12 protein-coding genes are annotated in these 13,508 nt (G+C 44.8%); 9 read left to right on the top strand and 3 right to left on the bottom strand.

The features are described 5' to 3' along the window. The first annotated feature begins 511 nt into the window (after positions 1-511). The 4 genes from JGK16_RS29805 (at position 512) to JGK16_RS29790 (ending at position 2,982) form a co-directional block, all read left to right on the top strand. Entirely contained in the window at positions 512-643 is a 132-nt protein-coding gene (locus tag JGK16_RS29805; RefSeq protein WP_293179112.1) for a hypothetical protein, read from the top strand. A gap of 87 nt (positions 644-730) precedes the next feature. After that, a complete protein-coding gene (locus tag JGK16_RS29800) occupies positions 731-1,450 on the top strand; it encodes a calcium-binding protein (RefSeq protein WP_293203563.1) in 720 nt (239 codons plus the stop codon). A 474-nt stretch (positions 1,451-1,924) separates the two neighbouring features. Next, positions 1,925-2,710: a calcium-binding protein gene (locus JGK16_RS29795; RefSeq protein ID WP_293179118.1), complete on the top strand. Its 786-nt coding sequence runs from the start codon at positions 1,925-1,927 to the stop codon at positions 2,708-2,710. Between the two features lie 107 nt (positions 2,711-2,817). Continuing rightward, on the top strand, positions 2,818-2,982 hold the full coding sequence (locus tag JGK16_RS29790) for a hypothetical protein (protein ID WP_293179121.1): 165 nt from the start codon (positions 2,818-2,820) through the stop codon (positions 2,980-2,982). A 121-nt stretch (positions 2,983-3,103) separates the two neighbouring features. Here the strand turns inward: JGK16_RS29790 and JGK16_RS29785 are convergent, their stop codons facing one another. Beyond that, complete coding sequence (locus tag JGK16_RS29785) at positions 3,104-6,721, bottom strand: NACHT domain-containing protein (RefSeq protein ID WP_293193529.1); 3,618 nt, start codon at positions 6,719-6,721, stop codon at positions 3,104-3,106. A 46-nt stretch (positions 6,722-6,767) separates the two neighbouring features. Further along, positions 6,768-7,802 carry an RRXRR domain-containing protein gene (locus tag JGK16_RS29780; RefSeq protein WP_293179127.1) on the bottom strand — a complete coding sequence of 345 codons (1,035 nt, stop codon included), beginning with the start codon at positions 7,800-7,802 and terminating at the stop codon, positions 6,768-6,770. A 614-nt stretch (positions 7,803-8,416) separates the two neighbouring features. Here JGK16_RS29780 and JGK16_RS29775 point away from each other — a divergent pair. Together JGK16_RS29775 and JGK16_RS29770 are read left to right on the top strand one after the other, a co-directional pair. Next, positions 8,417-9,556: a helix-turn-helix transcriptional regulator gene (locus JGK16_RS29775; protein ID WP_293193528.1), complete on the top strand. Its 1,140-nt coding sequence runs from the start codon at positions 8,417-8,419 to the stop codon at positions 9,554-9,556. Between the two features lie 133 nt (positions 9,557-9,689). Next, positions 9,690-9,905 carry a hypothetical protein gene (locus JGK16_RS29770; protein WP_293179133.1) on the top strand — a complete coding sequence of 72 codons (216 nt, stop codon included), beginning with the start codon at positions 9,690-9,692 and terminating at the stop codon, positions 9,903-9,905. Positions 9,906-10,274: 369 nt separating this feature from the next. Here the strand turns inward: JGK16_RS29770 and JGK16_RS29765 are convergent, their stop codons facing one another. After that, positions 10,275-10,679 (bottom strand): DUF4188 domain-containing protein, encoded by a 405-nt coding sequence (locus tag JGK16_RS29765; RefSeq protein ID WP_293193527.1) that lies wholly within the window; start codon positions 10,677-10,679, stop codon positions 10,275-10,277. A gap of 121 nt (positions 10,680-10,800) precedes the next feature. Here JGK16_RS29765 and JGK16_RS29760 point away from each other — a divergent pair, with 121 nt between their 5' ends. From JGK16_RS29760 to JGK16_RS29750, 3 genes are all read left to right on the top strand, one after another. Then, positions 10,801-11,343, top strand: a complete 543-nt coding sequence (locus tag JGK16_RS29760; protein WP_293179139.1) for a PadR family transcriptional regulator — start codon at positions 10,801-10,803, stop codon at positions 11,341-11,343. 128 nt (positions 11,344-11,471) lie between these two features. Beyond that, complete coding sequence (locus tag JGK16_RS29755) at positions 11,472-11,861, top strand: MAPEG family protein (RefSeq protein WP_293179142.1); 390 nt, start codon at positions 11,472-11,474, stop codon at positions 11,859-11,861. Between the two features lie 439 nt (positions 11,862-12,300). Further along, the gene (locus JGK16_RS29750; RefSeq protein ID WP_293179145.1) at positions 12,301-13,251 is read left to right on the top strand and encodes an ABC transporter ATP-binding protein; all 951 of its coding nucleotides are present in this window, start codon (positions 12,301-12,303) and stop codon (positions 13,249-13,251) included. The last annotated feature ends 257 nt before the right edge of the window (positions 13,252-13,508 follow it).

Genomic DNA, 13,508 nt, shown 5'->3' with positions numbered 1-13,508 from the left:
ATCTTGACTCCAGGCAAGTCTAATAGATAGTCTAAATAAAAGTCCATGACAGTAAATGTATTGTTTGTTACATTATACACCATAAAGTCAGGAGAGCCGTTCATCCCAACAGCGTCCGCGAATCTTTCGCTCGCAGTGTTATATTTAGAAAGAGCGCTGAAGCGCAACAACGTACCTTTTGGGAAACATAAAAATCTGACGCACCCTACAAGTCTATAGTAGCGTGCTAGTTACAATACCGGATGCAAACAAAAGAGTACCCATTGGGCACTCTTTTGTTTGTTTAGATGACAGCATAACTGACTGAATGGCTGAATCTAACCCTGCTAAAAAAAAATTAAATCTTAGTAATATTTATCTTTCAATCTTAATCTATAGGTAGTTTTTTGATATTAGCTTAAGTGGCTAGCTTAACTGTCTAAATGTCCTGGACATTAGCTGTCACTCAGGACAAAGTAGATATATCAGCGTGCAGCGTTAGATTTCAACCAATCAGGAAATTACCTAAATAATGTTTAATTATTGTGGCATTTCCGATTGTTCTAATTCGCATTCAACTCAGATTCACAGCAATGTGTTTAGTGCGACGCTCACCTATCGCGACAGCTTGTATCTGTGCGATCGCAAAATCGATCGATTGTGAATCTAATTCGCAATTTGCAGATTGGTTCTGAACTTTGAGAACCAGAGAAAACAAGCAAACAAACTACAAATTTTAGGAGAAATTCCGATGGCAAAGCCAATTATCGGTACATCATTCAACGATACGTATTTGGATGGTACTAGCGGGGCTGATACTATCTATGCCTTGGCGGGTAACGACTCTTCATCTGGCGGGGCGGGCAACGATACGATGTATGGAGGGTCTGGAAATGATACCTTGTGGGGATACTCGGGCAATGACTTGATCTTCGGTGAAGAGGATAATGACTACCTCTATGGCGAACAAGGCGCGGATACCGTCTGGGGAGGTGCAGGTAATGATTATATCAACGGTAGCAATGGTTTATTCAATAGTACCGATTCTGCTGATAAACTCTACGGCGAGGGGGGTAACGATACCTTAGATGGTTGGACTGGTAACGACACCCTTTACGGTGGATATGACAACGACCTTTTGCTTGGTTCCTTCGGTAATGACTACCTCGACGGTGACTATGGCAACGACAATCTTTCTGGTGAACCAGGAAATGACACTCTCTATGGTGGTGGTGGAGCAGATAATTTCATTTTTTACTCCACCCCCGCCTATGAAGGCATTGATTTAATCCAAGACTTTCATTACTGGGAAGGTGATAAAGTCCAAGTCTCGGTAAGTGGAATGGGAGTGTCTTCAGTCAGTGAATTTCAATACAATAACAGCACTGGTGCGCTGTCGTTTAAAAACCAGCAATTTGCCAAAATACCGGGTGGATTTCGTCCCGATTCGGATATCGTCTTTGTTCCTTAGGACTTGTCGCGCTTGCTAGGACATTCCTGGACAAATTAGCTAAAAAAAACCGGGTTTTTTACCTAATCTATGGACTTCAACCAAGGATTTTGGTAAAAAACCCGGTCTTTGATTATTTGTGTGCCGGAACATAAAAAATTAACATCGGCGCTTTGAAAATTAAAAAATCTTTTGTTTGGTAGCCTTTCTTAAGTGGCTAGCTTAAGTGGCTAACTGTCCTGGACATGATTCATGGAGTTGAGTTATTTTGTTAATGTGCTGATAAGTCGGAGCACTGTTTAAATTTGTAAGAATTTTAATCAAAAGCTTGAGTCTGTTTATAGGCACTGCGACCCATAAATAGTCAGCTTGCAAATTTCATGCGACTTTACCTATTTGTTTAACTCCAAAAATTGTAATTATTTGAATTTTAATTGTTGTTAAACAATTCTAGGTTCATTATTTCAATGACAACTTTTTATCAGGTAAGACATCATGGCTTTACAACCAGATCCATCGGAACCGCGCCGCTTAATTGGTGACAATACATCCGAAAACGTTTTTTTATCGATCGCAGATACCAATAATTTTCCTTTGGGAGTCTGGATGCTCGAAGGTGACGATACAGTTAACATTTCAGCAGCTAACAATTTGGTGTATGGCAATGAAGGAGAAGACGTTCTCAGGGGAAACTCGGGTAATGATTCCTTATTTGGAGGCAGGGGGAAAGACTTACTAGGTGGAGAGGCTGGAAATGACTATCTCAGCGGAGGGCAAGATGCAGATTTGATTTATGGGTTTGGGGGAAACGATATTTTATTGGGCGGTAGAGGCAATGATTTCTTAGTTAGCGGTAATGGGTATGACACTCTTATTGGGGGTTTGGGACGAGATATTTTATTGGGATTTGATGACAATATTTCTGGGCCTAAAATCGGCAGCAACTTGTATGTCTTGCAAGCAGAACCCGGAGTTACAGATATCAATAATGCGGATCTGATTAGCCTTTTCAGAGTTGGTTTCGATCGAATTGGATTAGCAGGGGGTTTGACTGCTGGCGATGTAGTTTTGGAAAACCTGACAAATGTGACAATTATATTGGGGTTTGACGGGCCACAAGTTTTAAAAGACCAAGGTCTGACAAGTTTACTAAATCCTGGCCCTATTGTAACGACAGGAACTCTCATCAAAGTTAAAAATTCCGGCAATATATTGGGTTTTGTTGATGGTGTAACTCCAGCCCAGGTTCAAGGCAATATCATCTCGGTTCAAGGATTTTAATTTGCCACGATCCCAAATCTGGTTTGGTGGTAAGTGAGGTACATAGAAACCCTGTTTCTAGCAAAAATTCTGCATCAAAACCGAGATTTTTTATCAGGTAAGACATCATGGCTTTACAAACAGATCCATCCGAACCGCGCCGCTTAATTGGCGACAATACATCCGAAACAGTTTTTTTGTCGATCGCAGATGCCAATAATTTTCCTTTGGGAGTTTCGATGCTCGGAGGCAACGATACAGTAGACAGTTCGGTAGCTAACAATTTGGTTTAGATCCCAAATCTGGTTTGGTGGTAAGTGAGGTACATAGAAACCCGGTTTCTTTAAGAAACCGGGTATCAACTGTCAACTGTCAACTGTCAACTGTCAACTGTCAACTGTCAACTGTCAACTGTCAACTGTGTGCCCCCAACACCTCCAAAGTGGCTTTCTGAGCTTGTGTAATACCCGTGACTCCGGTAATATTCATAGCTTCATAGGGGCGATCGGCTCTGAGAGTTTTCAAACATTCACCTGTGTTGACATCCCACAGCTTAATCGTCTCATCAGCGCTGGTGCTTGCAAGAACAAAGTCGCGATTTTCTGCCTCATTCGAGACAACAGGACGCCAAGCAACAGACCAAATTTGACTTGTATGTCCCTGTAGAATTTTCGTGCATTCTCCCGTGCCCGCATCCCAGAGTCGAATAGTTCGATCGTGCGAACAACTGGCCAGCATTTCACCGTCAGGACTCCAGACTGCTGCTTTTACCATATCGCTGTGTCCCTGCAAAATTTTCAGACACTTGCCAGTACAGCTATCCCAGAGTCGGATGCTCAGATCCTGGGAAGCACTAGCAAGGGTTTGGCCATCCGGGCTCCAAGATACATATCTAATGGAACTTTCATGTCCCTGCAAGACATCCACGCATTGACCGGTGCTGCTATCCCAGAGTCGCAGATTTCCATCGTGGGAACCGCTAGCAAGGATTTTGCCGTGGGGACTCCAGGCTAAACTCCCAACCCAACTGTCATTTCCCTGCAAGATGTTCAGGCATTTCCGGTGCTTAACATCCCACAACCGAATATTCAGGCCGCCCGCCGCGCTGGCAAGAATTTGACTGTCGGGACTCCAAGCGACAGCCCAAACCCAGGCTGCGTGTCCTTCGAGGGTTGCCAAACATTGGCCGCTGCTGGCATCCCAGAGTCGAACCGTGCAGTCATCGGATCCGCTAGCAAGGGTAGTGCCATCGGGACTCCAGGCTAAACCCCAAATCCAATTGGTGTGACCCTTTAATGTTTTCAAACATTGACCTGTGCGAGGATTCCACAACCGAACCAGACGATCGCCACTGCTGCTGGCAAGGATCGTACCATCGGGACTCCAAACCGCCGCAAACATAGAATTGCTGTATCCCTGCAATGTTTTGAAATTTCGGCACTGATTCGATCGACTGCGATCGACCTCCCACAGTCGCACGGTTTGATCGTGGGAACCACTGGCGATCGTTTTCCCGTCTGGGCTCCAAGCTACAGTCACGTTCCAAATCGAATTGCTGTCTCCCTGTAAGGTTTGCAAGCATTGACTGCTTTCTATATCCCAGATCGCGATATTCTGGTCTCCGCTAGCGCTGGCGAGCATTCTGCTATCGGGACTCCAGGCGAGGGAAAAGACTGCCCGATCGTCTCTTTGCAAAGTTTTGAGACATTTACCGCTGTCGGCATCCCAAATCTTCACGGTTCGATCTTGACTCCCTGTGGCGAGAAGTTCTCCGTTGGGACTCCAAGCAATTGACCAAATTCCATTAGTATGTTCGGATAAGATTTTCAGGCACTCACCATTCTGTATATCCCAGACTCGAACCGTTCCATCTAAGGAAGCACTGGCGAGGATTTGACCGTCGGGACTCCAAGCAACAAACATCACCCAATTACTGTGGCCCTGCAAAATCTGGCAACATTCTTTGGTACGAGTATCCCACAGTCGAATCTGGCGATCGTCCCCGCTAGCAAGGATGTGTCCGTGCGGCTGCCATGCTAGGGTTCTGATGGTAGTCTGATGTCCTTGCAAGATTGCCAAACAACTTTCTGATTCAATACTCCACAGTCTGATAGTTCGATCGGCACCGCCGCTGGCGAGGACATACCCTGCTTCGTTTCCCCCGTTAAGAGGCAAGGGAAAGAGACTCCAAGCCAGCGCCCAAACCCAACCGTGATGCGATCTAAATATGGCTCTGGATTGTCCGTTAGAAACTTGCCATAGGGACACCAGATTATTGCTATCTCCAGTTGCTAGCAGTTGACTGTCGGGGCTAAATGCAACCCTTAAAATACTGCCTAACGGTTGGGTAAACCGCGATTTTGATAGGTCAGAATGGGTGAAATTGACTCGATGCAGGTTCACATCCTGAAGATCGGCTTGCCAAATGCTGAGATAGGAAAAGTCGTAGTCAGTTAGGTCAATCTGAAGGTGGCGTAATAGATTGATAATATTGCCACCAGTGTATCCAGCCTGATTCGGACACTCGGTTTGCAGGCGATATAGAATTTGTTTTAGTTGATATGCGATGTCTTTTTGAGAACCCAATTGACTCAGCAACCGATCGCTCAGTGGCTTTAAAATCATGCGATTTTGGCTGTCGCGAATGTAGTCTTTGTCCTGTGCTTTGATTAAGGCATGGGTTTGCAATAGGGAAGAATTTGACAATGGAGTCGGCGATGAGCGATCGGCAATTTCGTCACAAATGCGATCGATCAGTGTCTGCGTGACATATTCCATCACCACAGGTTGTAATGTAAACTGACCTGCGTTGGTTTCAATCAACGATCGCCATTTCAAATTTTGCAGGGCTTCCATCAACTGCGTTTGGGATACGCCAGCATTCAAATCTTCTCGAAGTTCGGTAAAGGAAACCCATTCGCGATCGATCGCCAACCAGCACATGACTTGAGTCTCTAAGATTGACAGACGATTGCATTGTTGTTGAATTAAATCTGCAACATCGCCAAATACAGTAACGTTTTGTTCTAGGAAAAGAGCAATATTGCCGCTGAACAGATCTCGAATGGTGGTGGCAACGATTTTTAAGGCTAGGGGATTGCATCGATAGCGATCGCACAAATCCTGTTTTTGACTGTCCGATCCAGTTAATTCCGTCGCCTCAATCAATGCTTCGGAGGCTTCTGGACAACCGCCCAAGGACAAGCTTTGTACTGCTAAGTCGCCCGCTTCCGATTGAGCAAATTGAGGGCATTTTTCCCTGGTGGTTAACACCAAACAGCTTTGATGGCGAGTTTCGGCCACCGCGCGCAACATTTCTCCGTAAGCTTCATAGCCGGGACGATATTGTCCACTCTGATCCCCTGGTTGTGACAGGCTTTCGGTATTGTCTATAACGATCAGACAGCGATGATTCCGCAGACACTGAATCAAGCTGCTAATTTCTGCTTTTGTATCCTGTTGTCCTGAGAGAAATGAGACTAATTCTGCTAAGAAAATTTCCGGCGGCGGGGCATTGCGGAGGCTTCGCCAAATGACGTAGCTAAATTGGTTTTGTAGCTGTTCTGCTAATTTGACAGATAAAGCGGTTTTCCCGATGCCACCAATCCCAAAAATACACACCAACCGACAATTATCTTGTAAAATCCATTGGGTGAGGGTGGTAAGTTCTGCGGTACGCCCGTAAAAGCGGGAAACATCTATGGCTTCTCCCCAATTTTGGGCGATCGACTTTACAGGCTGGCGTTCTGCGGTTGTTGGTTCTGGCTGGATGTAGTCTTGCTCGGTTATAGTCAGGTTAAAGGCGCGAAATAACTCTTCTAGGGTTTGGCGATCGACTGCTGCTTTGCCACTTCGCAGCCGTCCGATCGATCGAGCACTGAGCCCTGTCAAATTGCTTAATCGCTCTAATGTGTAAGCAGAACCGCCATTTTCAGCAATGGCTAATTGTTCCTGGGTATTCTGTAGACGCTGCAAACCCCAATCTGAAAGAATCACGCCTCGGCGCTTGCGCTTTTGCGGCAGTTTAGTCATCAGAAAAATCGGTGTGAAACCCCGTCCTTATAGGACGGCTTTACAATTAATTGGCAATGCGCCACGAGTTCGGGGACAAAAACTTACAATCTCCCGGCAACGCATTTTGGCACAACCGCTTGCCAGTCCCTAAACTGTGCAAACTAATTGTTTTCCGGTTTGGGTCTTTTTTCGTTGGTGACGCTTGCCAGCCACCGACATAGCAAAACCCATACTTGGGATGTTTGACGATTGAGCCGCGTTTAAACCCTGCGCTAATCGTACCGCCATATCTAGAACGAATATGACCGGGAGCGTGTTGCAATCGATGTAGCTGTCTTCTGTGAAACTCCAGAGGCATCACTTCTATCAACACTGTGTTATCGGGTTCAAAATGTCCTCCAACATACCAATTAGCAAGCACCCAAGAATCAACGCAGTGAGCCTCAAATTTGTTTGACAATTTCTGCTTTGATTTCTTGAGTCCCAGACTTTGACGCAGATTGTAGGTATCGTTACCCGTTTTGATTTCAAGGTGTGCAATACGAGTAAGTTCCCGATAAAACCAGCGTTTGCCTACTTCCAGAGGGCTAAACGACACGTTCCACTTGCGTGCGTTTTTCCTCTTTCGGGCTTTGATATCTTCGACGACGAAAGTTGATACCGGAAACATCAAGGTTAGCCATTTAGCTATTCTTAATTTCCACTGCCACCTCGCCTTAGTCGATGGGGGCAGGCGATGTTTGTTGACCAGTCGGTTTGCTCGGTTTTGGCGGCATGGCGTCTTGCGAAAACGTCTGGCGCGTCGCATATTTCGCCGTGTCTCAATATGGTCTTTCACCCAATCGACGGCGTGGGTTTGCACGTTGAGGTAGGCATGAGCTTTGGATTTGACTGTAAAAGCTTCTCGCTTTGAACCTGGGTCAATACCAACTGCTATTGGTTGGCGGTGCGTGTTTGATGGTTCTACATTGAGTCGAACGCAAAACACTCCTTTTTTCCAAAATGGGGTGGCGATGCCCGCCTTAATCCAACGCCGCGCACGACTTGGCGTAGTAGGCATTAGCGGTCTGTTTTCACTATCTAGAACTGGTACAAACATTTACGGTAAGTCTCTTGCGAGTATATATTTCCCTTCGACACTGACAGCTATAGAGGTTAAAAACTAGGGAGGCATTCTTGACGTATTTCGAGCTACCACGCCCAGGCTGTTCAGTTTTTTGTCCCAACGATGCGGTTGGCGTCTAGACACTATTTTAGTCTCAAATTAAGAAGTTGGTGAATCTCCCTCTTTCAAGCCCCATGCCTTAAGGCTGGGGTTAGTGACATTTTAACTATTTCAACTATTCCAACTTGAACTTAGGACTTGTTGTTACATTCGTAGTGTCATTTAACCGCTATAAGATTCGATCGCGCGTGCGTCGGGAGTGTCCGCTCTCAAGCTGCGGACTGAAGTCCGCACTACAAACCGTTTTTGTTATGTTAATCAACTGTCAACTGTCCCAGGTCAACTGTCAACTGTCCCAGGTCAACTGTCAACTGTCCCAGGTCAACTGTCAACTGTTTTTCAAGCTTGTCATATCTCAAATCCAGATTCAACCCGTCATTTGCCGTAGTCAATTGTTACAAAAAAGATACAAAAGCATCTATTTCTCCTCGCAACTCGTCTTACTCTATATCGAGTCCGAATGATTAGCGACTATTTTATCAGGGACAATGCAACACTTAACTCAGCATGATTTTCAAATTTTTTCAGGATGCTTACAGGAACTCTACAAAACTTGTACCGTTGAGGATTTCTCATCTCATCTGCTGGCGATCGTCTCGAAGGTTATTTCCGCAGTAGATTACACCTACACCACCCTCTCCTTCGAGAATAGCAAGACTACCTCCCTCGACTATAAACCCGCCCCTGGGTTCGATCGCCTTGATACAGTGAATTTTGAGAAAGTTGCTCACCAGCATTTTTACGAAAACCCTCTAGTCGGTAATTATCTCCGAACTCGTGACAATCGAGCGCATAAGGTTTCAGACTTCTTAAACGAGCAGCAACTGCACCGTCTGGAAGGATTGTATGGAAAGGTGATGCAGCCTAGAGGAATCAAGGATCTGATCGCAGTTTCACTACCTCTTGCTTTGGCTGCTAAATCTGCGAGCAAGCTCTACTCTGGACAAGATGATATTATTGCGATTACACTTTTGGGAGATCGGATTTTTACTGAGCGCGATCGCTATTTATTCAATTTACTGCACCCTCATCTGGTACAAGCCCAGCAAAACATGAATCAGTTTACCCAAATAGAACAGGAGTGGGTAGAACAGCGTCATACTCTGGAGGCATTAGGAATTATTTCTCTCAACGGAGATGGGCAAGTTCAATTCATGAGCGAACGAGCTTTGCATTGGCTGAAACAGTATTTTCAAGACTCACATTTTTCAACAAAATGTTTGCCAGACAATTTGCAGAGATGGGTTAAATATCAGTTGTCGCTGGTAACACCAAGTGATGAAATCCCTGCACCTCATTTACCGCTGAAATTAGAACAAGCAGGAAAACAATTAATTGTACGCTTTCTGACTGAGCAACCGCTGGAAAAATATCTATTGTTGCTTGAAGAAGAGGAGTTTTTAACTCTATCATCCGTATCTTTGGAATTCCTAGGATTAACCAAGCGGGAAACAGAAGTATTGTTTGAGGTGACGCAAGGTAAGACTAATCCAGAAATTGCGGCAACACTGAGTCTGAGTATTGGTACAGTCAGAAAGTATTTAGAACATATCTACTCAAAGCTGGGAGTACAAACTCGTGCGGAGGCGGTAGTAAGTGCTTTGAAACAGCTTGGGAAACTTCGTTAAAGTGGGAATTTACTGATTGTATTCCCAAAGGAGTTGTTAGGATGGATAAGAATTCCGGCTTCTTAGTAGAATCGGCTCATTTTCCAAAATCGATTTCTATCTCTCTTTGGTTACTTTAGGTGATTTAAAAATCATGTCAAATCTTGTGAATCCAGAAGATTATGATTCGATCGCCCAGACGAATGACGAGTCGATCGCACTTGCGATCGCGATTACGGTAATTCCTCAAGAAAACCGGTACACACTGGTTTTTGCGAGAATCTCCCAAGTGCGATCGAACATTTGCTCGATCGAATGGTGCGGCCCTCAGTCGATTGTAGATTTTCAACAGTTGACAGTTGACAGTTGACAGTTGACAGTTTGAGAGCTACCTCTACCCTTAAGTCAGAGAATTGGAGTAATGAATCGTCTTTTTAATTTCTCCCTCAAATGGTTCCGGCTTTCAACCAATTCTTTCTGGTAGATTTTAGATTTACTTTTTTTTAGCGAAAGATGAGAATACCACAGCAAAAGCAGATCGAGCTAATTGATTTTAGCCGAGAACTGACATCAGATTTTCTGTTACCTCAGCGGGAGCATCTCAGTTTTGCATTTGTAGTGCTGTCGGGAGCTCGCGTGCTTTATAAAGCACGCGAGCGAGACGCTCGCACTGCGTAAAAAATGCTTTTTACCAAATTGGGATGCTGCCCGAACATCAAGCTACTTGGCACGTTATTGCTCATTTTGCAAAACTAGGATAAAGCGTTGCCATCCCTTGCGGTTCGTGGCTGTATTTCCCACTTTGCGAAGGTGTGTATGTCTCGTTATACAAACAGAGGCTATCAGGATTTTTCAACACAAACTGCATCATCCGCCGATGGGCTTCACCTCGGAAAAACTGTTTCAGATCGGCTTCTGAACGCCAGTAACTCACCATAATCACTTCCTTTGGCCCACAAATTCCTGCTTTCACTTGCACGCAGCCTTCAGCTTTACCAGTCGAAGTGCCGATCGACACTAGATTTTTCCACATCCAGAAAAACCCCGCGCGATCGCGTGCCACAAAGCCGTTGACAAACACCACTGCTTCCGGGCGATCCGGCAAATCGATCTGGTAAATCGAATATCTGTTTGCATTTGCCATCTTCAAACTCCTTGAAAATCTTACTACCTGGAAATTACATATTCAATCTCACGATTATTCACTAAATTGAATATACAATTTATGATATATTCAACTTAGTGAGTATGTCAACCCCTAGCCTATGTCTCTTAGCTATGCCATTCTGTCAGTCTTAGTAAGCGCCCCCAGCAGTGGCTACGACCTAGCCAAGCGCTTCAATCCCTCTGTGGAAGGATCGGTTGGTTTTTTTTGGAGTGCCAGCTTCCAGCAGATTTACCGAGAATTGAGCCGCCTCGAAGAAAAGCAGTGGCTGCAAGCCGAATCCGTACAGCAGGAAAATCGACCCGACAAACGTATCTATACCGTGACGGGATTGGGTAAACAGCAGTTGTGTCAATGGATTGCTGAGTCGGAGGAGATGGCACCAATCAAAGATGAGTTACTCGTCAAACTCTATGCTGGCTATCTGGTGTCTCCTCAGATAATCGTGGCAAAACTCGAAGTGCACCGCCAGCAACATCAGCAGCGATTAATGATTTATCAACAAATTAAAACCCAGGAATTTACAAATCCCCAAAAGTTGTCAAACAGCCTAAAATTTCAGTACATGACTTTACTGCGCGGGATTCACTACGAAACAGGCTGGCTAGCTTGGTGTGACGAGATCCTGCTGTTGCTGCAATAAGTGCAAGGCGAAGGCAATTTTTTACTAAAATTCTGCAATTTTCTCCTAGATTCCTGAGTGGTAACTTTTCTAAAGTATTAGCAGCAGTTTCGCCAGGTAGAAAGATGATCCAAATTCAAACGACAAATATGACCCTCCCTCTCTGGGGTTTGGTAATTTTCATCCTGTGGACGATCGCAATTGTCATCGCCCTCATAGCAGTCAGGATTCGGCATCTATCTGCGGGCGGATCTCCCAAAGATTTTGGTACACAAAACGATGAAAGCTTGCTGTGGCGACTATTTAGAGTACAATCTAACTTGATAGAAAACCTGCCTTTGTATTTGGGAGTTTTTTTTATGCTAACAGTTAGGGGCGTCTCTGGAATAGCCGTAGATTCGCTGATTGTTGCCTACATTGTATTTCGGCTGCTGCATTCAATGATTCACATCGCCAGTCTCAATCCCATGTTTAGGGTATTAAGCTTAGGGATGCAGTTAAGCTGCTTGTTAGCCTTAATTGTTATGGCAGTTTTGTAGTTGATGACTTACACAACGAACACATATATTGTAGGGTGCGTCAAGCCCACAATCTAATTATTTCGCACGCAGCCTAAGTCTGACGCACCTTACTTACAAGTCTATAGATCGTCTAAAATTACTGTCTGTGATTTCGCTAACCAACCTAAATTATGGAATCGCGTTAGCAATCTTTGGCTGGTATAATAATAAGCTGTTTTAGTTTTTACATTTTGGACTGACTCGCGTCCCCAGGCCACAAAAGTTGGATTATTTTTGAGATTTAGTTTAAATACTGAGCGAGCTTATTTTTAAACATAAATCGTAATCTTTTTAAAATTTAACAGTTAATTTTCCGCAATCCCCCTGACAACTGCTGTATCAAAAGGCTAAGCTAGATACAAGCTTAAACTTCCTTTTCTAGAGACAAACCGCAGCCAATTTCACTCGCCTTTTAACTATGGCAAAAGAATTAGCAATAGACACTCGCGGACTTACCAAACAATTCGATCGCCATATTGCCGTCAATGACATCGACTTGCAAGTCGCCGCTGGCGAAATCTGCGGACTCATCGGCCCCAACGGTGCGGGCAAAACTACCTTGCTGCGAATGTTGGCCTCCGCTGAAGAACCTACTACAGGGGAGATTTACATCAACGGCAAACGCTTGTTGCGCGATCGATCTAATCCCACTCTCAAACAGCGCATCGGTTTTCTTCCCGACGATTTTCCGCTTTACGACGATTTGACTGTTTGCGATTATTTAGATTACTTTGCCAGACTCTACAACCTGCGACAACCCCGGCGCAGAGAGCGCATCTATGCAGTTTTAGAACTCGTGCAATTAACCAACAAGCGCAACAGCTTAATTTCCACTCTGTCGCGGGGAATGAAGCAGCGCCTGAGTTTGGGGCGCACGATTATTCACGAACCGCTGTTGTTGCTGTTAGACGAACCAGTTTCGGGTTTAGATCCGATCGCGCGATCGCAATTTCGCGAAATCATCAAATCCTTGCAACAAGCCGGGATGACCGTAGTCATATCATCCCACGTTCTCAGCGATTTAGCCGAACTTTGCACCTGGGTAGGGATTATGGAATTGGGCTATCTTGTGGAAAGCGCCCCTTTACAAGAACTTTACAAACGCCTCGGGAAACAGCAAATTTTCCTGTCAACTTTGGGCAATATAGAAGCACTGACATCCGAACTCAAGAACTTTCCTTGGGTTGAAAGTTGGGAAATAGTGCCGGAAACTCAGCAGGTGTGCGTTCATTTTTCAGGAAGCCGGGAAGATGCAGCGAATTTATTGCGATCGCTCGTCAATGCCAATATTCCCCTCACCGAATTTCACTGCACTCAAGAAGACTTAGAAACTATCTTTCTGAAAATGGGACACAAACAAGCATCTTAAATAGCCTTGGACGCACGGGCGGTCAAAAACCTGGTTTTTACCAAAATCTTTCATCGGAGCCACGAGACTCACAAAAAAACCCGGTTTCTGTGGTCTAAATGAGTTCAATGGGTGCATCTGGGTTTTGAAGAGGGCGAAGCATGACCGCATATAAGTTATAGGACTTACGCATTGACAAAATCACAAAATAGTGCATTGATAAATATGAGTGGTCTACTTTCCAGGTATTTGACAATGAGAAAAACTACCAAACCCTC

Origin of the sequence: Microcoleus sp. PH2017_09_SFU_O_A (assembly GCF_020738625.1) — a bacterium.
In the GTDB taxonomy this organism is placed as follows: Bacteria; Cyanobacteriota; Cyanobacteriia; order Cyanobacteriales; family Microcoleaceae; genus Microcoleus.
The sequence above is the reverse complement of the archived record's forward strand: the minus strand, read 5'-3'. Positions and strand labels throughout refer to the sequence as shown.